General features: G+C 67.6%; 21 protein-coding genes and 1 tRNA gene. 10 read left to right on the top strand and 12 right to left on the bottom strand.

Annotated features, from left to right (window positions below; translation table 11 throughout):
• Positions 1 to 8: 8 nt before the first annotated feature.
• From ACSFBL_RS19965 to ACSFBL_RS19945, 5 genes are all read left to right on the top strand, one after another.
• Complete coding sequence (locus ACSFBL_RS19965; RefSeq protein WP_435517548.1) at positions 9 to 1124, top strand: acyl-CoA dehydrogenase family protein; 1116 nt, start codon at positions 9 to 11, stop codon at positions 1122 to 1124.
• 11 nt (positions 1125 to 1135) lie between these two features.
• A complete protein-coding gene (locus tag ACSFBL_RS19960; protein ID WP_435517547.1) occupies positions 1136 to 1996 on the top strand; it encodes a phosphate/phosphite/phosphonate ABC transporter substrate-binding protein in 861 nt (286 codons plus the stop codon).
• Positions 1962 to 3179, top strand: a complete 1218-nt coding sequence (locus tag ACSFBL_RS19955; RefSeq protein ID WP_435517546.1) for a ferritin-like domain-containing protein — start codon at positions 1962 to 1964, stop codon at positions 3177 to 3179. The genes ACSFBL_RS19960 and ACSFBL_RS19955 overlap by 35 nt, the downstream gene beginning before the upstream one ends.
• 2 nt (positions 3180 to 3181) lie before the next feature.
• The gene (gene selB / locus ACSFBL_RS19950; protein ID WP_435517545.1) at positions 3182 to 5143 is read left to right on the top strand and encodes a selenocysteine-specific translation elongation factor; all 1962 of its coding nucleotides are present in this window, start codon (positions 3182 to 3184) and stop codon (positions 5141 to 5143) included.
• A 28-nt stretch (positions 5144 to 5171) separates the two neighbouring features.
• Positions 5172 to 5264 (top strand) — tRNA-Sec (locus ACSFBL_RS19945).
• A gap of 9 nt (positions 5265 to 5273) precedes the next feature.
• Here the strand turns inward: ACSFBL_RS19945 and ACSFBL_RS19940 are convergent.
• Both ACSFBL_RS19940 and ACSFBL_RS19935 read right to left on the bottom strand, forming a co-directional pair.
• Positions 5274 to 5462, bottom strand: a complete 189-nt coding sequence (locus ACSFBL_RS19940) for a hypothetical protein (RefSeq protein ID WP_435517544.1) — start codon at positions 5460 to 5462, stop codon at positions 5274 to 5276.
• Between the two features lie 23 nt (positions 5463 to 5485).
• Complete coding sequence (locus ACSFBL_RS19935; RefSeq protein WP_435517543.1) at positions 5486 to 6592, bottom strand: NAD(P)-binding domain-containing protein; 1107 nt, start codon at positions 6590 to 6592, stop codon at positions 5486 to 5488.
• Positions 6593 to 6743: 151 nt separating this feature from the next.
• Between ACSFBL_RS19935 and ACSFBL_RS19930 the strand changes: the two genes are divergently transcribed.
• A complete protein-coding gene (locus ACSFBL_RS19930) occupies positions 6744 to 8606 on the top strand; it encodes an AMP-binding protein (protein ID WP_435517542.1) in 1863 nt (620 codons plus the stop codon).
• Between the two features lie 180 nt (positions 8607 to 8786).
• A complete protein-coding gene (locus ACSFBL_RS19925; protein WP_435517541.1) occupies positions 8787 to 9374 on the top strand; it encodes a hypothetical protein in 588 nt (195 codons plus the stop codon).
• A 149-nt stretch (positions 9375 to 9523) separates the two neighbouring features.
• Here the strand turns inward: ACSFBL_RS19925 and ACSFBL_RS19920 are convergent, their stop codons facing one another.
• From ACSFBL_RS19920 to ACSFBL_RS19885, 8 genes are all read right to left on the bottom strand, one after another.
• Entirely contained in the window at positions 9524 to 11014 is a 1491-nt protein-coding gene (locus ACSFBL_RS19920; RefSeq protein WP_435517540.1) for an arylsulfatase, read from the bottom strand.
• Positions 11015 to 11080: 66 nt separating this feature from the next.
• The gene (locus ACSFBL_RS19915; protein WP_435517539.1) at positions 11081 to 11476 is read right to left on the bottom strand and encodes a hypothetical protein; all 396 of its coding nucleotides are present in this window, start codon (positions 11474 to 11476) and stop codon (positions 11081 to 11083) included.
• A gap of 6 nt (positions 11477 to 11482) precedes the next feature.
• Positions 11483 to 11893 (bottom strand): YidH family protein, encoded by a 411-nt coding sequence (locus tag ACSFBL_RS19910; RefSeq protein WP_435517538.1) that lies wholly within the window; start codon positions 11891 to 11893, stop codon positions 11483 to 11485.
• 19 nt (positions 11894 to 11912) lie between these two features.
• The gene (locus ACSFBL_RS19905) at positions 11913 to 12686 is read right to left on the bottom strand and encodes a YfaZ family protein (RefSeq protein WP_435517537.1); all 774 of its coding nucleotides are present in this window, start codon (positions 12684 to 12686) and stop codon (positions 11913 to 11915) included.
• Positions 12687 to 12693: 7 nt separating this feature from the next.
• Positions 12694 to 13293 carry a hypothetical protein gene (locus tag ACSFBL_RS19900; protein ID WP_435517536.1) on the bottom strand — a complete coding sequence of 200 codons (600 nt, stop codon included), beginning with the start codon at positions 13291 to 13293 and terminating at the stop codon, positions 12694 to 12696.
• 22 nt (positions 13294 to 13315) lie between these two features.
• Positions 13316 to 14173 carry a DUF2092 domain-containing protein gene (locus tag ACSFBL_RS19895; protein ID WP_435517535.1) on the bottom strand — a complete coding sequence of 286 codons (858 nt, stop codon included), beginning with the start codon at positions 14171 to 14173 and terminating at the stop codon, positions 13316 to 13318.
• A gap of 184 nt (positions 14174 to 14357) precedes the next feature.
• Positions 14358 to 14972, bottom strand: a complete 615-nt coding sequence (locus ACSFBL_RS19890; protein ID WP_435517534.1) for a response regulator transcription factor — start codon at positions 14970 to 14972, stop codon at positions 14358 to 14360.
• Between the two features lie 4 nt (positions 14973 to 14976).
• The gene (locus tag ACSFBL_RS19885) at positions 14977 to 15228 is read right to left on the bottom strand and encodes an ATP-binding protein (protein ID WP_435517533.1); all 252 of its coding nucleotides are present in this window, start codon (positions 15226 to 15228) and stop codon (positions 14977 to 14979) included.
• Positions 15229 to 15310: 82 nt separating this feature from the next.
• Between ACSFBL_RS19885 and ACSFBL_RS19880 the strand changes: the two genes are divergently transcribed.
• Entirely contained in the window at positions 15311 to 15529 is a 219-nt protein-coding gene (locus tag ACSFBL_RS19880) for a hypothetical protein (protein WP_435517532.1), read from the top strand.
• A gap of 196 nt (positions 15530 to 15725) precedes the next feature.
• On the opposite strand, the gene ACSFBL_RS19875 is transcribed toward ACSFBL_RS19880, so the two are convergent.
• Both ACSFBL_RS19875 and ACSFBL_RS19870 read right to left on the bottom strand, forming a co-directional pair.
• A complete protein-coding gene (locus tag ACSFBL_RS19875; protein ID WP_435517531.1) occupies positions 15726 to 16142 on the bottom strand; it encodes a hypothetical protein in 417 nt (138 codons plus the stop codon).
• A 123-nt stretch (positions 16143 to 16265) separates the two neighbouring features.
• Positions 16266 to 17174: an ion transporter gene (locus ACSFBL_RS19870; protein ID WP_435517530.1), complete on the bottom strand. Its 909-nt coding sequence runs from the start codon at positions 17172 to 17174 to the stop codon at positions 16266 to 16268.
• A 130-nt stretch (positions 17175 to 17304) separates the two neighbouring features.
• Between ACSFBL_RS19870 and ACSFBL_RS19865 the strand changes: the two genes are divergently transcribed.
• Positions 17305 to 18573, top strand: coding sequence for a cation:proton antiporter (locus ACSFBL_RS19865; protein WP_435517529.1), 1269 nt, complete (start codon positions 17305 to 17307; stop codon positions 18571 to 18573).
• Between the two features lie 116 nt (positions 18574 to 18689).
• Entirely contained in the window at positions 18690 to 20075 is a 1386-nt protein-coding gene (locus tag ACSFBL_RS19860; protein ID WP_435517528.1) for an aldehyde dehydrogenase family protein, read from the top strand.
• Positions 20076 to 20086: the final 11 nt, after the last annotated feature.

Below are 20086 nucleotides of genomic sequence, written 5' to 3'. Positions count from 1 at the left end.
AGAAACCGATGGAATACCTCGACGCACTCGCCCCCATCCTCACCGGAACGCTGGAGCCGCTGGCCTTGCGCACCGATCGAGAGGGACGCTTTCCGCGCGAGGTGATCCAGGCGCTGGGCGAGGCCGGACTGCTCGGGCTGGTGTCCGACAAGGAGGTCGGCGGCATGGGCCTCGGTCTCAAGGAAGCGGCGCAGGTGGTCTCGCGCATTGCGCAAAGCTGCCCGTCCACCGCGATGGTCGCCTGCATGCACTACTGCGCCACCGCCGTGATCGAGCACTTCGGCAAGGAGCCCGTCCGCAAGGACATCGCAGGCGGCCGGCACTTGGGCACGCTGGCCTTCTCGGAGGCCGATTCGCGCAGCCACTTCTGGGCGCCGACCGGCACCGCACGCGCCGACGGCGGGCAGGTCGTGCTCGATGCGCGCAAGAGCTGGGTGACGTCGGCCTTCGAGGCCGACAGCTATGTCTGGTCGAGCAAGCCGTTGGCGGCGGACGGCGCCAGCACGCTGTGGTGGGTCGACGCGGAGAGCGAAGGCCTGAGCCAGCCCGGCACCTTCGACGGTCTGGGCCTGCGCGGCAACGCATCGACGCCGATCACCGCGCAGGGCGTGCGCATAGCCGCAGACGACCGGCTGGGTGACGACGGCAAGGGCTTCGACGTGATGATGGGCGTCGTGCTGCCCTGGTTCTCGGTGCTGAGCGCCGCCTGCTCGGTCGGCCTGATGGACGGCGCGCTCACGCGGGCGATCGGCCATGTGGGCCAGACGAAGCATCTTCACCTGGGCTCCTCGCTGGCGGACCTGCCGACGATCCGCGCCTACCTGGCCCGTGCGCGCATCAAGACCGACATGGCGCAGGCCCTGCTGGACGACACCGTCGCCGCCATCGGCGCCGGCCGCGCCGACACGATGCTGCGGGTCCTGGAGGTGAAGGCCGCGGCCGGCGAGACTGCGCTGGAGGTGACCGACATCGCGATGCGCGTGTGCGGCGGGGCCGCCTTCCGCAAGGAGGCCGGCATCGAGCGGCTGTTCCGCGATGCGCGCGCGGCGAGCGTGATGGCGCCGACCTCCGACGTGCTCTACGACTTCATCGGCAAGGCCATCACCGGCCTGCCTCTCTTCTGAAGGAGCGCGCGATGTCGCATCCGACGCTGATCATGGGGGCCGTGGCCTACGCCCCCAAGGTCGTCACCATCTGGGAAGGCTTCAAGGCCTTCTTCGCCCGGCACGGGCTGGCCTTCGACTACGTGCTGTATTCCAACTACGAGCGACAGGTCGAATCGCAGTTCGACGGCACGCTGCACCTGGCGTGGAACTCGCCGCTGGCCTGGGTGCGGGCCGACCGCATCGCACGCAGCCGCGGCCAGCAGGTGCGCGCGGTCGCGATGCGCGACACCGACTGCGACCTGCGCTCGGTCATCGTCGTGCGCGCGGACACCCCGATGAAAGACGTCGCGGACCTGCGCGGCAAGACGGTCGGCGTCGGTGCGATCGATTCGCCGCAGGCCACGCTGATCCCGCTCGACCACCTGCGCGGCGCTGGGCTCGTCGGCGGGCGCGACTTCAGCGTGCGCCGCTTCGACGTGCTCGGCGGCAAGCACGGCGACCACATCGGAGGCGAGCGCGACGCCGCGACCGCGCTCATTGCCGGCGAGGTGGATGCCTGCTGCCTGATCGATGGCAACCACCTGGCCTTCGGGCTCGATGGCACCCTGCCCGCCGGCGGCACGCGTGTCATCGCCACCACCGCGGCCTACGACCATTGCAACTTCACCACCAGTCCGGATGCACCCGCCGCGCTCATCGACCAGTTCATCTCCTTGCTGATGGCGATGCGGTGGGACGACCCGCAAGTGCGCCCGTTGCTCGAACTGGAGGGCCTGCGTCAGTGGCGCACCGGACGGACCAGCGGCTACGCCCTGCTCGAACGCGCAGTGGACGACGAAAACTTCTACAGCCCCGATGGCCGAATCCTTGCCGACGACTATCGATATTGAGACGCTCGGGCTGGACCAGGGCGCCCTTCTGCTGATCCGTCGCGCGCTGGCCGCGCTGCCGGTCGGCGGCGAACTGCGCGTGCGCGGGCAGGCGCCGGCCTGGGACCTTCACCTGGCCGCCTGGTGCCGGCAGCAGGGTCACGCGGCACGCTTCGCCTCGACGGCGGCCGGACAGTTGGAAGCGTGCGTGATCCGCGGCGCCGACGCCGAAGGCCGCTGGCGCGACGCGCTGCCGACGGGGCGCGCACGGCTCGACGAGAGCGCGCTGCCGGCTGCGGAGGCCTCCCCGGCATGGGGCCTTGCCGCACGCGGCGCACTCGTCGAAGCGGGAAGCCCGCGTTTCGCCTTCGGCCTGAACCGCCGCGACGAGCTCTGGGCCGCCACAGCGGGCGAGTTGTACCGGCAAGGCGCCGCGGCGCAGTGGGATCCCGAAACGGCCATCGACTGGGACGCGCCCTTCGACCTTCCACCGGCCATCGAGGCCGCCGTGGTGCAGGTCATGACCTATCTCATCGAGAACGAGAACGCGGCCTTGCTCGTGCCGGCGCGGCACCTGGGGCAGATCCACCCGCACTACCGCGAAGTCCTCCAGCTGCTGGCCCTGCAATGCGCGGACGAAGCCCGGCACGTCGAAGTGTTCACGCGCCGTGCGACCTTGCGCGGGCACACGCCGGCGCTGTCGACCGCCGGCGGGCAGGCGTCGCTGCGCACGCTGTTCGACGCGCCGGATTTCTCGGTGTCGACCTTCCTGCTCGCGGTGCTGGGCGAAGGCAGCTTCGTCAACCTGCTCAACTTCCTGCAGGAACACGCGCCCGACCCGGTGACGCGCCAGATCGCCCGCCTGGCCGCCCGCGACGAGGCACGCCATGTCGCCTTCGGCATGGCGCACCTCGAATACCGCCTGGCCGCGCAGCCCGACTACCAGGTGCGCCTGCGCAATGCGGTCGAAGTGCGCTACGACGCCCTGGCCGCAACCGCCGGGCTGAACGAGGAGGTCTTCGACGCACTGGTCCTGCTCGCCGCGGGCGAGCTGACGCCCGCCGCCATCGCGCGCGGCCACGATGCCGTGCAGCAGCTCAAGCGCGACATGTCGGCCGGCCGGCGCGCCCGCCTGGCCCGGCTGGGTTTCGATCGCGACGAGGCCGGGCGCCTCGCCGACCTGCACACCCGGAATTTCATGTAGCCATGATCATCGGAACGGCAGGCCACATCGACCACGGCAAGACCACGCTGGTGCACGCGCTCACCGGCGTGGACACCGACCGCCTGCCCGAGGAGAAGAAGCGCGGCATCTCGATCGAACTGGGCTATGCCTTCCTCGACGTGCCGGGGAGCGCGGCGGCCGGACGCATCGGCTTCATCGACGTGCCCGGGCACGAGCGGCTCGTGCACACTATGCTCGCGGGCGCGACGGGCATCGACTTCGCGCTTCTGCTGGTGGCCGCGGACGATGGCGTCATGCCGCAGACGCGCGAACACCTGGCCGTGCTGTCGCTGCTCGGCATTTCGCGCGGCGCCGTGGCGATCACCAAGGCGGACCGGGCGGACGGGGCGCGCATCGATGAAGTGCGGGCGCAAGTCGATGCGCTGCTGGCGCGAAGCGCACTGGCGGGCGTGCCCGTGCTGCCGGTGTCGGCGCAAACGGGCATCGGCATCGCGCCGCTGCGCGAGATGCTGTTCGATGCGGCGCGCGCGACGCCAGCCCGCAGCGAGGGCGACTCGGCCTTCCGCCTCGCGATCGACCGCGCCTTCACGCTCGACGGTGTCGGCACCGTCGTCACCGGCACGGTGCATGCAGGGCAGGTCCAGGTAGGCGACGAGCTTGCGCTCACGCCATCGACGCCGGCGCTGACGGCCCGTGTGCGCAGCCTGCATGCGCAGAATCGTGCCGTCACGCGCGCACAGGCCGGCGAACGCTGTGCGGTCGCCCTCGTCGGCATCGACAAGGAGCAGGTGTCGCGCGGGCAGTGGCTGGTCGCGCGCGACAGCGCGATCGCCACCGACCGGATCGACGCCGGCCTCACCTTGTGGCACGACGAGGCGAAGGCGCTGCGATCGGGCACACCCGTGCATGTGCACATCGGTGCCGCCGACGTGCTCGGCACGGTCGCCATCCTCGATGTGCAAGGCGGTGACGCGAAGGATGCGGCCCAGTCGATGGCACCCGGTGCCTCCGCGCACGTGCAACTGGTGCTGCACCATCCCGTGGGCGCATGGCACGGCGATCGGATCGTGCTGCGCGACAACTCGGGCAGCCGCACGCTGGCGGGAGGCCGTGTGCTGGACCCGTTCGCGCCGGTGCGCTATCGCCGCACCCCGCAGCGCCTGGCGGAGTTGCGTGCGTGGTCGCAGCCCGATGCGACGGCGCGCCTTGCGTCGCTGATCGATGCTGCGCCGCATGGCGTGTCGCTCCGCCGCTGGGCACTGGCGGAAGGCCTGCCCTCGCAGGCCATGGCGTCGCTGCCGCAGGGCGCATTGCATGCAGCCGAGGCGGAGGGCTGCGACTGGGCGCTGGCAGCGAGCCATCGTCGCGCTGCGCAGGACGGTGTGCTGGCTGCGCTGGGCAATTTCCATCAACGCGAGCCGAACACGCTGGGCCCCGACGCCGGTCGCCTGCGGCGGCTCGCGGCGCCGCGATGGACGGAGCCGTTGTGGCGCGCGTTGCTTGCCGACCTGCGTGCTCAAGGACACATCGGCATTCGCGGCGCCTTCGTGCACTTGCCCGAGCACGGCCTTCGTCTCACGGCCACCGACGAGCGCCTCGCACAGAAGGTCAGGCCCTTGATGTCGACGGCCGGCTTCGAAGGCAGTTGGGTGCGCGACCTCGCCCGCGACACGCACGAGAACGAAGCGCTGATGCGCACGACACTGGCGCGCCTCGCGCAGCGCGGCGAGATGCATCAGGTGGTGAAGGACCTCTACTACCCGCCGGACAGCATGGCGCGCATGGCGGCCATCCTGCGCAAGGTCGCCGCCGGCGCGGACGGCGAGGTCACGGCCGCACAGTTTCGCGATGCCACCGGCCTCGGCCGCAAGCGCGCGATCCATGTGCTCGAATTCTTCGACCGGACCGGCCTGCTGCGCCGCGTCGGGGACGCGCACAGGTTGCGCAGCGACACCTCTTTATTTTCGGAGGGCACGTCGTGATGGCGAGGACCACTTCGAATTCAATCATGGAGGGGCAACGTCCCTGGTGGGACGGCCGGGCTTCAAACCCGGTGGGTGGCGCCATGCGTCGCCGGGTGGGTTCGACTCCCACACCCCTCCGCCTGTCGGCTCAGAGTCTCAGATCGGGGATCGGCAAAGGCCGGTCTTCCGGGTAGGCCAGGGCCAGCTGTCGAAACTCCTCTTCCCACTGCCCTTCCGGATAGTTCGCCGGATCGCGTGCCGCCAGGAAGGCCGGGTAGTGGAAGTGGTTGAGCTTGCGTTCGAGCGGCGCGGACTCCAGCGTGGCGCGACCCCGCATGTGCGACATCAGCGTGCGTGCGATCAGTGCGTAGGCCCAGGGAGCAGTACCTGTCGACTCCAGCCCGCAGCCAGGAAATACAGGCCGGGCTCCGCCGTTGCGACCAGCCCGCAGCCGCATTGCGCAACCAGCTCTTCGTGCCGGCGGATGCGGGACAGGGATTCATTGGCGAAAAAACCGAGATCGATCTCGTAGCCCGTGGCCCAGAGCAGCAAGTCGGCATCGATCGTCTCTCCGGTCGACAGCGTCACGCACTTGCCTTCGACGCGTGTCACCTCAGCGCGGTGACGCTCGATCCTGGCGAAGTTCTCGATCATTCGGCAGCGCCCAGGCAAGAGTTGGTCGCGTCCCAGATCGAAGACGCCCTCGGGCAGGATGTCCTGCAGCCCGAACTTGGCATAGCGGGCGCGAAGCTGCGCATCGAAGCTGACGCTGAGTTGCTCGACGGTCGCGCCCTCCATCTGCGCTCTTGCCATTCCGCGCGGGCTGCCCGCCAGGCTCTTGGGCTTGGTGCTCGGCATCATCCACCGCAGCTTCCGGTGGATCCAGATCACGCGGCGAGCCTCATGCTCGAAGCACAGGTCGAGCAAGTCCAGCGCAGAGGCGCCGCCGCCGACCACGACGACATCCCGTCCCCGCAGGTCGGAGGCTTCCCGCAGTTGCGACGAATGCAGTTCGCGCAGCGTGACGGTTTCGCGATCGGGCGCAGGGATGATGGGTTTGTTGTGCGCGCCGGTGGCGCTGACCAGGAATCTCGCGCGATAGGTCTCCGCCGGTGTCTCGATGATCCATTCATCGCCGCTGCGGATGGCGCGCGTGACCTCGGTGCCGAGTCGCATCGCGCTTGCGAGGCCGAAGCGCTCGACCCAGGCCTCGATGTTGTCGCGGATGCTGGCCTGGTCCTCCCCCGCGATCGGCAGATCGCCCAAAGTCCAGTCGCAGCGGCCGAACTGGATGTCCTGCCACGGCGGAAGCGTGGCCCAGAGGCCGCCGACCACGTTCTGGCGCTCCAGCAGCAGCGCATTCAGGCCCGCCTGGCGCGCGTAGTGCAGCGTCATCACGCCGCCGATGCCTGCGCCGATGATGACGAGGTCGAGCGGTTCGCCGCGCCGATGCTGTTCTTCGTCCATTCGGCTCTCTCCGAAGACACACGAGTGGGCGATGGTAGGACAGCGCGGCGCTTTGCGGTGCGACTTCGGCAAGCAAGCGGGTAAGACCCTGATGTTGCCGTTGCGCCGATCGCGTTAATGTCCTCCGCCTTCATCCGCAAAGGAGGCAGCCATGGCATTCCTGCCCGAGAACAGCGTTCGCAATCTTGAGGACCTGGCGCGTGTCGAGGCGGACATGACGCTCGACGAGCGCCTGCCCGAGCGCAGCATCCTCGACGTCTTCATTGCCGCCGCCGCCCGCCATCCCGAGCGCACCGCGTTGACGATGCTTATGACGGGAGCCCCCGACGAGGCGCCCCGTCGCGTCAGCTACGCCGAATTGCTGGGCCTGATCCGCCGCGCGGCCAACTTGTTCGCATCGCTCGCGGGCGAACGTCCCGGCGTGGCCTACATGCTGCCCAGCCTGGTCGAGACCCACGCGACGCTGTGGGGTGCGGAGGCCGCGGGCTATGCGGTGCCGATCAACTTCCTGCTGCAGCCGGCGCACATCGCGGAATTGCTGAAAGCCTCCGGTGCCCGCGTCCTGGTCGCGCTGGGGCCGCATCCGGTGCTGGACATCTGGCAGAAGGCGCTCGCCTTGCGCGACGCGGTGCCGGGGCTCACGCTGCTGCGCGTGGCGCCGCCGGGCACGCCGTCCGAAGAGGGCGTGATCGACTTTCACACGGCACTCATGGCGCAGCCCGACGACCGCCTCGTGTTCGGCGAGCCGGGACGGGACGGCGACGTGGCAGCCTACTTCCACACCGGAGGCACCACCGGCGCGCCGAAGCTGGTCGCGCACACGCACCGCAGCCAGTTGGCGGCCGCGCTGGGCGGCGCCATCCTGGGCGACATGCGACCGACCGACACGCTCACGGCCACGCTGCCGCTGTTCCACGTCGGCGGCACCATCTTCTGCGGCCTGAGTGCTTTCATGGCGGGGATCGGCTTGCTGATCATGTCGCCCGGCGGGCTGCGCAATCCGGCCATGGTCCAGGGCTTCTGGCGTCTGGCCGGCCAGTACGGCGCCACGCTGGTGGGCGCGGTGCCCACCTCGGTCGGCGCCTTGCTCGACGTGCCGCTCGGCGACGCCGACATCAGCGCCGTGCGTGCCGGCTTCTGCGGCGCGGCGTCGCTGCCGACCACGGTGGGCGAGCGCTTCAGGCAGGTCACGGGCCGTGGCCTTTTCGAGGTGTACGGCATGACCGAGGCCTCGGGCCTGATCGCCATCGACGCCGTGGGCGGCAGCGGCGGCATCGGCTCGGTCGGATGGGCCCTGCCCTACACGCGGGTCGCGGTGCGGCGGCTGGAGGCCAGCGGCGCGCTGGGGCCGGCCTGCGAGACCGGCGAGGTGGGCGTCATCACCGTTTCCGGCCCGCATGTGTCGCCGGGCTATCGCGATCCCGCGCACGACGCCGGCGTCTTCGACGGCGGCGTGCTCAACAGCGGTGACCTCGGCTACACCGATGCCCAGGGTCGCATCCACATCGCCGGACGCGCGAAGGACCTGATCATCCGCAGCGGCCACAACATCGATCCGCAGATGATCGAGAACGCCATGGCGTCCCATCCCGCGGTGCTGCTGGCGGCGGCCGTCGGCGTGCCCGACGCCTATGCCGGCGAACTGCCGGTGTGCTACGTGGCGCTGCGGCCCGGTGCCAGCGTCACCGAGGCGGAACTGCGCCAGCATGCCGAGCGCACGATCGGCGAGCGCCCGGCGTGGCCGAGGATGATCCACGTCATCGACGCCATCCCGCTCACCTCCGTCGGCAAGATCTACAAGCCCCAGTTACGCTGCGACGCCGCCGCACGCCTCGTCACCACTCTGGTGCGCGAGCAACTCGGCCTGCCTGATGCGCAGGTTCAGGCAAGCGAAGGCGGCCGCAGGGGAATGATGGTCAGCGTGACTCTGCCGGCGACTGCCCGGACCTCGGTCCCGATGGTCGAGCAGGCCCTGGCCGGCTACCTCTTCGAGGCGCGTGTCACCGTCGAATAAAGAGAATTCACGTACGTGTTCATGCGTGGCCGTCGGGATGGCGCGCGGCTTGGCAATGGGGAAAATCTTCGACCGGAGTGCAAGCGATCACTGCGAGAGATGCCTCGTTTTGCCGATGTCGCACGTGGCGAACGCGTTCCGTCTACCTGATCTACCCGAAAAGTGAAAGGAAAACGTGAAATGAAATCAACCCGCTATGCAGCTCTCGCGCTGGCCTCCGCCGTGACGCTCGTCGCGCCCGCGATGGCGCAGCCGAACACGCCCTCGGCCAACCCCAAGGTGCTGGACCTCCGGGAGACGATGAAGGGCATCACCATCTCCGCGCTGGTGACCGCGATCGACCCGAAGAACCGCATCGTCACCCTGAAGGGACCGGAAGGAAATGAATTCGCCGTCATGGTCGACTCGAGGGTCAAGAACCTTGCCCAGGTCAAGGCCGGCGACATGGTGGATGTCACCTACATCCAATCGGTCGCGCTCGACTTCCAGAAGGGTGACGGCATCCGCATGGCCACGCAGACCCGCGCCGTCGATCGTGCCCAGGCCGGAGAGCTTCCCGGCGGCGCCGCGATGAAGCAGACGACGATGGTGTCGAACATCTGGGCAGTCAATGAAGCCAAGGGCACCGTGATGGTCCGCGGCCCCTTCGGTCACTTCACCGAAGTGAAGCTGAGGGATCCCGCAATGCTCAGCGGCGTCAAGGTCGGCGACCAGATGAAGATGACCATTACCCAAGCCATCGCCACGTCAGTCGTGAGGAAGAGCTAGACCTTCCGGGCAGCCTCCTGCCCGCCTTCACGCACGCAAGCCTGGACCCGACCTCCGTCGACCCAGGCTTTCTTCATTGGCGCACCGCCCCCAAATTGCAGGGATGCCGCGGGTCCGGCTCCGCCGGACCGCGGCGCTTCGGAGGTGGGCTAGTGCGAAGCTGTTGACGACTCCTGCAAGTTCCGCATCACCTCATCGAGGTTGAACGAACCCGGCTTCTGCCGCGGCGGGAATTTCTGGAACGCTTCCATCTGGTTCGCGACGGCCCCCTGCATCGCATAGATGATGTAGGCGTGGGAGATGACCCAGTCCCAGTAGCTGTTCGAGTTCTCGTCGGCGCGCTCGAATGGATCGCGCCGCAGGTTGAAGATCTTCGGCGCCCGGTACTTCACGAAAGGCTCGAACCAGCATTGCAGGGTCTTCGCGCGCTGTTCCATCAGCACGACCTTCCAGTCCTTCAGGCGGATCGCCATGATGTCCCCGTCGTCGCTGATGTAGAAGAAGAACTGCCTCGGGCTTTCCTGCGTCTGCCCGTTCAGGTAGGGCAGCATGTTGTAGCCGTCGATGTGCACCTTGAAGTTCTTCTCGCCGACCTTGTAGCCCTTGAGGAGCTTCTCCTTGACGTCACCCTCGCCCACCGCTGCCAGCAGGGTCGGCAGCCAGTCCTGGTGCGACACGATGCCGTTGATGACCGTGCCGGCCTTGAACTGGCCGGGCCAGCGAATGAAGCACGGCACGCGCCAGCCGCCTTCCCAGTTGGTGTTCTTCTCGGCCCTGAAGGGCGTGATGCCGGCGTCGGGCCAGCTGTTGTAGTGCGGGCCGTTGTCGGTCGAGTACATGACGATCGTGTCGTCCGCGATGCCGAGCTGGTCGAGCTTGTCGAGCATCTCCCCGATGTGCTCGTCATGCGCGACCATCACGTCGTTGTAGTCGCCCTGCCCGCCGCTCTTGCCCTTGTGCTTCTCGGCGCAGTGCGTCCTGAAGTGCATGGCCGTGGTGTTGTACCAGAGGAAGAAGGGCTTGCCGTCGGCATGGCACTTGTCGATGAACTTGAGCGCGCGTTCGGTCGTCTCGTCGTCGATGGTCTCCATGCGCTTCTTCGTCAATGCGCCGGTGTTCTCGATCGTCTGTCCGCCCTTGCCGTCGGCCAGGCAATGCAGCACCCCGCGCGGGCCGAAGCGCTTCTTGAACTCGGGGTCCTTCGGATAGTCCGGATCCTCGGGTTCCTCCTCCGCATTGAGGTGGTAGAGGTTGCCGAAGAACTCGTCGAAGCCGTGCAGCGTGGGCAGGTACTCGTCCTTGTCGCCGAAGTGGTTCTTGCCGAACTGCCCGCAGGCGTAGCCATGCGGCTTCAGCATCTCGGCGATGGTCGGGTCTTCCGCATGCAGGCCGACCGAGGCGCCCGGCATGCCGACCTTCGTGAGGCCGGTCCGGATGGGGTTCTGCCCGGTGATGAAGGCGGCACGCCCTGCGGTGCAACTCTGCTGCGCGTAGTAGTCGGTGAACGCGACGCCTTCGTTGGCGATGCGATCGATGTTGGGCGTTCGGTAGCCCATCTGGCCCCGGCTGTTGTAGCTGATGTTCCACCAGCCCACGTCATCGCCCCAGAGAATCAGGATGTTGGGCTTCTTCATCGTCATGGTTTCTTCCTCAACGTTGGTTGGAGAGGTGCCAGGTCACCTCGAAACAATGCCCTGGAACTTTGCTCAGCTGTGCGGCCGATGTCGCAGGATGCGATTCACCACGCCCCGCAGCAGCAGGTAGGGCAGCACCGCAAGCACCAATGCGACCATCAGGGCCTCGACCGGATAGAACCAGCGCGCCAGGATGAACTGGTAGACGCCATCCATGACGATGGCCACGATGAAGACCTTGCCGATGTGCCGCCAGCCCTCCAGCAGCAAGGCCTTCCGCTGCTCGCGGTGCCGCAGGAGCGTCCACAGGTAAGGCGGCCGTCCCTCGCGTGCGTCCTGCCTTCCGGCCTTGTAGGCGAAGAAGGCGGCAACCGCCGGCTGCAGGATGAAGCGGAAGGACAGCGGCGCGTGCCGGCCGCTGGTGATGTCCTGCCAGGTGCGCACGCAGAAATCGAGCAGCAGGTCCATGGTTACTCAAAGCAATCTGAAGGCGATGCCGACGAAGATGAACAGGGCCGCCACCGACATGATCAGCGCCATCACGAACGACGGCTGCATGATGTGCAGCGGCTTGTTGTGCTGCAGTTCCTTGATCCGAAGCCAGTACTCGATGGTTCCCATCACCATCGCCACGGTGCCCAGGCCGGTGAGGAACAGCCCCACGTCGCGTGGCATTTCGGCCTTGATCGTGTGGGCTGCATCGTGCTGGAACCCTTCGATGACCTTGTAGATCGTGAAGCCGAAGCTGGTCATCGAAAGCGCCGTCCTGACCCACGCCATGAGCGTCCGGTCCGCCGCCATGACCGTGCGGTCGACGGCCAGGTCGGTATTGATCTGCGCCGACGTCTTCTCCGGTGGAGGCGTCGTGGTGGGGCCGTCTTTCATGTGACTTTGTCCGGTTGGATCAGAACTTGAATCCGGCGCCGGCGAAGAAGCCGCCGAGCGCCACCTTGCTGAGCAGCCCTTCGTCGCGTTCGAAGCTCAGGTAGCGGTAGCCGAACTTGAACGAAATCGTCGGCGAGTACTGGTAGCTGGCCCCGGCGATCGCTTCCCAGCTCGAGTTCGAACTGCCCCACCCCCTGTCGAGGTAACCGAGAACCGACCACGTGTCGTTGATCGGCGCGAGCACGCGCGCGCCGACGATGCCGTTCCACCAGCCCACGGACTGGCGGATGCCCGGCCCGGGCAGGTTCGGCGCGAGGAAGACGTCGGTCCTGGCGTTCACGTAGCGCGCACCCCCCAGGACATCGACCTGGACGGCGGCGCTGTCGTAGACGCGGTAGAGGCCGGCCATGGTGTAGATCTGCTGCACGTAGTCGACGTCGAGCCCGACCGGCGGGAAGACGGCACCGATCTGGCGGGACACGCCGAGCTTCACGTATTGCATGTCGAGCAATGCGCCCCAGGGGCCCTTGCGGGCTTCGAGCGTCCCCATCAAGCCATAGTCGAGCGCGCTCAGGACACTCGAGGAATTCACGCTGGTGGTGCTCCGGGGCAGCGCACTGATCCGCAGGTCCGACTTGATGCCCGGCGCCCAGAGATAAGGAATGAATTCGAACTGCCATGCATCGGCCGGAGGCTGGCCCTGCGCCGCGGCGGACAGGCAAGCCAGCGCCGACGCCAATCCGCCAGCATGCTTCAACGCGCGTGAACACGTCGACTTGCGCATGGCAATCATGTGCGCTTCAAGGTGCCGGCACGACGCTGTAGTACACGCCGCCTGCGCCGAAGGCGGGCCTGAACCAGGCGTTGCCCACCTGGTAGTAGGTCACGCCGCCGCGATCCACATATACCGCGCCCGTCGGCAAGGTCGTGAAGCTGGTCCCCAGCGGATAGGCGGGAATCACGGCGGGTCGCGCCAGTGCGGCACCCGCCACCGCGCCGGCCGCCAGTCCCACGGCCGCGCCGGCAGCGACCGCGGCGCCGCAGTCGTAGCAGCCCGGGTGGTAATAGGGCACGCCCACCGGCCGGTAGTACGGCGCATAGCCGCCGTAGCCGTAGCCCGGCGGGTGATAAGTGGTGAAGCCGCCGGCGGTGGTGTGCACGGCACCCATTCCGTACGCGCCGGTGGTGGTTCCCCCATAGCGGTTGGTGTGGCTGGTTCCGCCGTACCAGCTGTGGGTGGTGCTGCCGCCGAACGCGTTGTCGTGGGTGAATCCGCCAAAGCCGCCCGTCGTGTGGCCGCCCCAGGCATTCGCGCGCGCCCAGGCCGTGGCGGTCGTGTGGAACCCGGTGGCCAGCAATGTGACGGCGATCAGGGGAAGGATGGCTTTCATCGGTTTCATGTCGAGGGTCCTTCCGAGTCGATCAGGGCGCCTTGGTGGCCTTGCCGCCCTTGGCCTTGGGGGCTGCGGCCACCGCCGGCGCCTGCGGCATCGCGAACGGAATCCGCTTCGCATTGGCCGCATTGACCGATGCGAAGGCCTCGGCGGCAATGACCGGGTCGAGCTTCCAGTTCGACAGGTCAACCTGGTGGCGCAGCAGGAGCGGGTCGCCCCGGTACATCGCGCGCAGGCGGCGCGGCAGCTTGTCATCGGCGCCGATCCAGATCTGCATGAACAGTTCGTCGCTGACCACCGCGAGCACATCGGTGGTCGTGCCGCCGACCGTCGTGGAGGGGCCGATGTAGAACGCCTTGGTCAGGCCTTCGGTGATGTTCTTGAAGGGATCCGCGCCCAGCACATCGGCAAAGGGAAAGTAGATCGCGGCATTCTTGAAGGCCCCTTCCAGCATGGCGTCGATGGTGGCCGGCGCGGGCGTGACGGCGACGAGGTTCTCGGACGGCGCGAAGGCGGTCAGCGTCTTGCCGTCGTAGTAGTACTCGGCACGCTTTGCGTCGCCGCTCGTGACGACACGCAGCTTGTCCGGCCGCTGCAGCAGCACCTCCGAAGTGGTCGAGAAGGTCAGCGGCGGGCCGATGATGCTGGGGCTTTCATAGGTCGCGACGGCGGTGAACGACAGCGACGACGCCCCGGTGAGCGCGGCGCTCATCCCGCGCAGCAAGTCCATCGCCTTCGCTTCGAGTTCGGGCGCGGGCTTGGCGGCCGTAGTGCCCCTCGAAGCGGCCGCCTTGGCGGGCGCCTTCTGGGCCTGTGCCCCGACGACGAACATCAGGCTGACGGCAAGCAGCAACGCTCTGGCAAGAACTTGAGATCGGCTCTTCACTGACATCTCCTTCCGTGGCACTTGTTCGTCTCGCGGCGCCGGGCATGCCGCCCGGCTCGCCCGCGCGGCCCATGCATCGATGCGGATTCATTCTGGGAGCCCTGGCGCGGCAAATCCAGCCGGGCGGCCACGTACCCCCACGTACGTGGTCGGGTGGCGAGCCCGACGCCGGACCGGCGTGCCGTTATTCGGCGGGTCGCTCGGCGTGGAGCCGCATCAGCTCGGTGATCGAACTGACGCCGAGCTTCTCGAGCAGCCGGCTCCGGTGCTGCTCGACGGTGCGGTGGCTGATGTCCAGGTCCTTGGCTATGACCTTGCTCGGCAGCCCCTTGAGCGCCAGCCGCATCACCTCGCGCTCCCGGACCGTCAGCGACGCGATCTGCTTGTCGAGGCGCTTGCCCCCTTCGGCGGACGAAGGGTTGCGCATGCTCGCATCGCGGCGCAGGGCCTCGTCGATGGCGTCCAGCAACTGCTGTTCCCGGTAGGGCTTCTGGACGAAATCGATCGCCCCGTCCTTGACGGCCTTGACCGCCATGGCGATGTCGCCGTGGCCGCTGATGAAGACGATGGGAATGCGCGCGCCAATCGCCAGCAGGTGCTCCTGCAGCGCCAGTCCGCTCATGCGCCCCATGCGCACGTCCAGCACCAGGCAACCCGGGCGGTTCGGGTCGAAGGCGGCCAGGTAGTCGACCGCCGAGCAGTACACCTCGGTCGCGACGCCGACGGAACTCACCAGTTCGCGCACCGAATCGCGATAGGCCTCGTCGTCGTCGATGATGAACACGGTCGGCTCTGCCATCCGGTCAGTCTACCGAAGTCGCCGTCGGGAGTGTGAAACTGAAGACGGCCCCGCCCCCGTCGCGATGCGTCGCCCAGAGCTCGCCGCCGTGCGCCTCGATCAGCTTTCGGCAGATCGCCAGCCCGACGCCCAGGCCGGTGGACTTGGTCGAGTAGAACGATTCGAAGATCCGTTCCAGGTCGCCGTCGACGATGCCGATGCCGCCATCGGCGACTTCGACCAGGACCTTCTCGTGCGCGTTCAGGCAGGGAGACACCGATCTCCCGGTTGCCGCCCGCCGGCCCCGTTTCGATGGCTTCCATGGCGTTCCTCGGCAGATTCAGGATGACCTGCTGCAAATGGATCTCGTCGACCATCACGGCCGGCAAGGGGTGCTCGGTCGCGAGGCGGAACCGGATGCCGCGAAGCTCGCAGTCCATCCTCACCATGCCGACGCACTCGGCCAACTCCCGCTCGATGTCGATCGGCCTAGGCTCGGGCTCATGCAGCTTCACCATGCTGCGCATTCGTGTCACGACATCGCCGGCGCGCGTGGCCTGTCCGATGACCTTGTTTAGCAGGTCGACCAGCCGGCCCCGGTCGGGCACCGCGGCATGGGCGCGCCGACGTGATCGATGTCCCGGGCGGATGCGGAGATGAATCCAGCCGACAGGTCTTACAGCAGCCGCTCGAAGTCCAGCCGTTCCTGCAGCGGGGCGCGCGCAGGGGCGGAAGGAGGTGCGCGAGGGCCTCGTACCCCCACGGACGTAATGCCTAGCGGCGGAACCCGACGAACGCGGGACCGCCCCAACCGCCCCAGCCACCCCAATCCATCGCGTTCATCTCGTTCATCTGGGCGGCTTCGAGGTTGTTGTTGCTCAGTTGCTTGGCGACGCGCATCCGCTGGTAGTCCTGGAACTGCGCCGCCCCACCGACATAGGCCAGGTTGTTCATCGAGTCGGGCAGGACATAGTAGGTGGTGCCCTGGTAGTTGACCGGCGAGACCTTGTCCTTCGGCAGCTTGGCGAGCATCGCCTGCTGGCCGGGGTTCTTGGGCGTGATGACCTTGAAGCCGGCGGCAATGGCCAGGTTGTCATTGCTGAGGGCGTCATTGCCCGTGGCGCAGCCGGCGGCCAGCGCGACGACGACCGCCGCGGCAAGGTACTTCGAGGCATGGAGCAGTGGTTTCATGATCGATCACCGGGTTGGGGTCGTGGACGAAAGCCGGAACGTCGCGCCCCGAAGCGCGGCGGGAACGTCCCGGCGACCATTGCACATCGTCGATTCGCGCGCGCGACCGGTCAATACGGGTGGCTACTCAGAACCACGTACGTGCGGGGGTCCGTTGCCGAACTCGTTCTGCCAGGGCGGCAGTGCGGCACCGCAATCGCTGCAGAATCGCGCGCCCGGCGCATGCCCCTCGCTCAGGCATTCGTGGCAGGTCCGCGTGGTGGGCTCGGCCGCGCGCAGGGCGGTGAACTCCGCGCTCACGATGCCGGTGGGCACCGCCAGCGTGCCCCAGCCGAGCAGCATCATGGCCGACGCGATCAACTTGCCGAGGTTGGTGTGCGGCGTGATGTCGCCGAAGCCGACCGTCGTCATCGTCGTGATCGCCCAGTAGACGCCCATCGGGATGCTGGTGAAGCCGTGCTCGGGCCCTTCCACCACGTACATCAGGGTGCCCATCACGAGCACGACCAGCATGACGAAGGCCATGAACACCATGATCTTGCGCCGGGACGCGGCGAGCGCCCGGCCCAGGGCACCGAATTCGTGGACGTATTCGGTGAGCTTCAGGATCCGGAACAGCCGCAGCAGGCGCAGCACCCGCACATCGATCAGTGCATGCAGGCCCGGCACGAAGGCGGCCAGGTAGGTCGGCAGCACGGCCAGCAGGTCGATGACGCCGAAGAAGCTTCGCGCGTACCGGGCCGGGCGCTGCACGCATGCGAGGCGTGCAACATATTCGGCCGTGAACGACAGCGTGAAGATCCATTCGAGCACGCGGAAGAGGTCCTGATACTTCGCATGCACCGAGGCGATGCTGTCGAGCACGACCACCGCGACGCTGGCCATGATGACCGCGATCAGCGCGAGGTCGAACAGGCGCCCCGCGCGCGTATCGGCCTCGAAGATGACGGTGTACACCTTCAGCCGCAGCCCGGAGGCGGGCCGCCCATAGATCTGTGAATCCCGTTTCCGCGGGGCCGGAGTGCTTGCCATCGGGCGATCGTATGCCAACGCCCGGGAGCGCCGGATTCCGGCCTTCGAGCACGTACGTGGCCAGACCGATTCCGCCCGGGGCGAAACCGCGATTCAATCGATATGGGTGCTCTCCACTGGAGATCGTGTCATGACATTCATCGCACTGGTGCATCGAACCATCGAGCTCCTGCCCGTACTCGCGAGGTTCGCGCTCATGATGGCGCTCATCCTCGCCGTTCCGCGCATCGCGCGCGCCTTCCGGATTCCGGTGGTGGTGGGGTTGCTGCTCAGCGGCGTGCTGCTCGGCCCGCACGTGCTCGATGTCATCCCGCGCGAGCACCCCGTCGCCCAGTTCTTTTCCGACCTGGGCATGTTGCTGCTGATGTTCTTCGCTGGATGGGAGATCGACCTGGAACTCTTCCGCCGGAAGATCTTCCGCGCCATCGTTTTCGGCGTGGCCACGACCGCCATTCCGCTGCTTCTCGGGACACTCGCCGTACGCTGGCTCGGCTATGCCCTGTTGCCCGCCGTCGTGGTCGGGTCCCTGCTCGCGTCGCACACGCTCCTGGCCCTGCCGATCGTCACCGCGCTGGGGGTGCAGCGCCAGGAGTCCATCGTCGTCGCGATCGGTGCGACCATGATGTCGGACACCCTCTCGCTGCTGGTGTTCGCCGTGTGCGTGCCGATGTTCGTCAGCGGTTTCTCGGCCTCGGCCCTCGTCGTCCAGGTCGCCGAGATCGTGGCCTTCGTGGTTTTCGTGCTGGCGGGGTTGAGCCGCGCGGCCGCCTATGTGCTGCGCAAGGTGGAGCACGACGAGCAGACGTACTTCATCCTGATGCTGGGCATTCTTGCGGTGACCGCATTGCTCGCGCAGTACATCAACCTGCCCGGCATTGTCGGTACTTTCATGGCGGGCCTTGCGGTGAATGCGGCCGTGAAGGACAAGCCCGCCAAGCACAAGCTCGAATTCATGGGCACCACGCTGTTCATCCCGGTCTTCTTCGTCGTCACCGGCTTCCTGATCGACCCGCTGGCGCTGGCGCGCAGCCTGTCGCAGGACGCGCTGGTCGCGGGCGGCATCATCGCGGCGCTGCTGGCGGGAAAGTGGATTGCCGCGGAGGCCTGCGGCCTCGCCTTCGGCTATGGCCCCGCCGCCCGCAAGACGATGTGGTCGCTGACCCTGCCCCAGGTCGCCGCGACGCTCGCGGCCGCGCTGGTCGCGAAGCAGACTTTCAATGCCGCCGGCCAGCCGCTGCTCGACGGCCGGATGTTCAATGCCGTGCTGATCATGGTGCTGGTCACGTCCATCCTGGGGCCTTTGCTGGTGCAGCGATTCGCGCCGGGAATGGTCGCGGGCGCGGGCTCCGGCGCCACGGCAAGTCCGGAATCGTCACCCACGCCGACGGCCCGTCGCTGACCGGGAAAAGCGGCGCCCTTCCCTCCACGTACGTGGCCTGCGTGGCCGCCGGGATGTTCAATGCAGGCCGCCAAGTCGATCATGCGTTCTCTCCGAGTCCACATGGAGCCGATGCCATGTCCCAGCCTGATTTCGCCTCGCTCGTCGCAAGCCAGCGCGGCTTCTTCCTGGAAGGCCACACGCGGCCGGTCGCATGGCGCAAGACACAGCTCGAAGCGGTCAGGGCCCTGTTCACCGAGCATCACGACGAACTGTGCGACGCGCTCTGGAAGGACCTCCGCCGCAACAGGAACGATGCCGACCTGATGGACGTCGAGTACTGCGCGAAGGAGGCCGGCTACGCGCTCAAGCACATCGACACCTGGGTGAAGCCGCTGCACGAGCCGATGCCGCTGGTGTTCGAGCCGGGCTATATCCGCGTGAACCGCGATCCGCTCGGCGTGACGCTGATCATCGGCGCGTGGAACGAGCCTTTCATGCTGGTCTTCGGCCCGCTGGTGGCGGCGCTGGCCGCGGGCAACACGGCGGTGCTGAAGCCGTCCGAGATCGCGGTGAACTGCGCGGCCGCCGCGGCGCGGCTGGTGCCGAAGTACTTCGATCCGCGCGCCGTCGCGGTCGTCGAGGGCGCGGTCCCCGAGACCACCGCGCTGCTGGCGCAGCAGTGGGACATGATCTTCTTCACCGGCAGCCCGCCCGTCGGGAAGATCGTGCACCAGGCCGCCGCGAAGAACCTCACGCCCTGCGTGCTCGAACTCGGCGGCAAGAACCCGACCGTCGTGCATTCGTCGGCCAACCTCAAGTCGGCCGCGCGGCGCATCGCCTACGGCCGATTCATGAATTCCGGCCACATCTGCACCGCGCCCGACCACGTGCTGGCGTGGCCCGAGGTGAAGGACGAATTCCTGCAGCACATGAAGGACACCATCCGCGAGTTCTACGGCGACGACCCGAAGCAGAGCCCCGACTACGGACGCATCATCAACCGCCGCAACTTCGACCGGCTGGCCGGCCTGATCGGCAGCGGCAAGGCATTTGCAGGCGGCCAGACCGATGCCGACGAGCTCTACATCGCGCCGACGGTGCTGGTGGACGTCGCGGTGGATTCGCCGATCATGAAGGAAGAGGTCTTCGGGCCGATCCTGCCGGTGCTGGAGATCGATTCGGTCGAGTCCGTCATCCGGTGGGTCAACAGCCGGCCGAGTCCGCTGGGCCTCTACATCTTTGCCGAGGACAGCGCCGTGGTCGAAAAGATCCTCTCGGCCACGCGCTCCGGCGATGCCGAGGTCAACGACTGCGCCATCCATCCGCTCTTCCCCGAGCTTCCGTTCGGCGGCGTCGGCAACTCCGGCATGGGCAAATACCACGGACGGTGGGGTTTCGAGGCCTTCACCAATGCGCGCGGCGTGCTGCACCACAGCAGCACCGTCGACCCCGGCGTGCGCTATCCACCCTACGCGCGGCACGACGTCGAGCGCGTCGTCGTCAACAAGCTGATGCCCTGAGACCCGCCGCC

Origin of the sequence: Variovorax glacialis, assembly GCF_051216375.1 — a bacterium.
Taxonomy (GTDB): Bacteria; Pseudomonadota; Gammaproteobacteria; order Burkholderiales; family Burkholderiaceae_C; genus Variovorax.
Note: the sequence above shows the minus strand (reverse complement) of the source record. Positions and strands in the feature narration are given on the sequence as shown.

Excerpts from the sequence above, each read along its gene's own strand:
- ACSFBL_RS19935 (WP_435517543.1), bottom strand. The coding sequence starts at position 6,592 with ATGGACGAAGAACAGCATCGGCGCGGCGAACCGCTCGACCTCGTCATC.
- ACSFBL_RS19875 (WP_435517531.1), bottom strand. The coding sequence starts at position 16,142 with ATGAAACCACTGCTCCATGCCTCGAAGTACCTTGCCGCGGCGGTCGTC.
- ACSFBL_RS19865 (WP_435517529.1), top strand. The coding sequence starts at position 17,305 with ATGACATTCATCGCACTGGTGCATCGAACCATCGAGCTCCTGCCCGTA.
- ACSFBL_RS19955 (WP_435517546.1), top strand. The coding sequence starts at position 1,962 with ATGGCCGAATCCTTGCCGACGACTATCGATATTGAGACGCTCGGGCTG.
- selB (WP_435517545.1), top strand. The coding sequence starts at position 3,182 with ATGATCATCGGAACGGCAGGCCACATCGACCACGGCAAGACCACGCTG.
- ACSFBL_RS19890 (WP_435517534.1), bottom strand. The coding sequence starts at position 14,972 with ATGGCAGAGCCGACCGTGTTCATCATCGACGACGACGAGGCCTATCGC.
- ACSFBL_RS19960 (WP_435517547.1), top strand. The coding sequence starts at position 1,136 with ATGTCGCATCCGACGCTGATCATGGGGGCCGTGGCCTACGCCCCCAAG.
- ACSFBL_RS19940 (WP_435517544.1), bottom strand. The coding sequence starts at position 5,462 with ATGCGGGGTCGCGCCACGCTGGAGTCCGCGCCGCTCGAACGCAAGCTC.
- ACSFBL_RS19880 (WP_435517532.1), top strand. The coding sequence starts at position 15,311 with ATGGATCTCGTCGACCATCACGGCCGGCAAGGGGTGCTCGGTCGCGAG.
- ACSFBL_RS19915 (WP_435517539.1), bottom strand. The coding sequence starts at position 11,476 with ATGGACCTGCTGCTCGATTTCTGCGTGCGCACCTGGCAGGACATCACC.
- ACSFBL_RS19910 (WP_435517538.1), bottom strand. The coding sequence starts at position 11,893 with ATGAAAGACGGCCCCACCACGACGCCTCCACCGGAGAAGACGTCGGCG.
- ACSFBL_RS19860 (WP_435517528.1), top strand. The coding sequence starts at position 18,690 with ATGTCCCAGCCTGATTTCGCCTCGCTCGTCGCAAGCCAGCGCGGCTTC.
- ACSFBL_RS19905 (WP_435517537.1), bottom strand. The coding sequence starts at position 12,686 with ATGATTGCCATGCGCAAGTCGACGTGTTCACGCGCGTTGAAGCATGCT.
- ACSFBL_RS19920 (WP_435517540.1), bottom strand. The coding sequence starts at position 11,014 with ATGACGATGAAGAAGCCCAACATCCTGATTCTCTGGGGCGATGACGTG.
- ACSFBL_RS19965 (WP_435517548.1), top strand. The coding sequence starts at position 9 with ATGGAATACCTCGACGCACTCGCCCCCATCCTCACCGGAACGCTGGAG.
- ACSFBL_RS19930 (WP_435517542.1), top strand. The coding sequence starts at position 6,744 with ATGGCATTCCTGCCCGAGAACAGCGTTCGCAATCTTGAGGACCTGGCG.
- ACSFBL_RS19925 (WP_435517541.1), top strand. The coding sequence starts at position 8,787 with ATGAAATCAACCCGCTATGCAGCTCTCGCGCTGGCCTCCGCCGTGACG.
- ACSFBL_RS19900 (WP_435517536.1), bottom strand. The coding sequence starts at position 13,293 with ATGAAACCGATGAAAGCCATCCTTCCCCTGATCGCCGTCACATTGCTG.
- ACSFBL_RS19870 (WP_435517530.1), bottom strand. The coding sequence starts at position 17,174 with ATGGCAAGCACTCCGGCCCCGCGGAAACGGGATTCACAGATCTATGGG.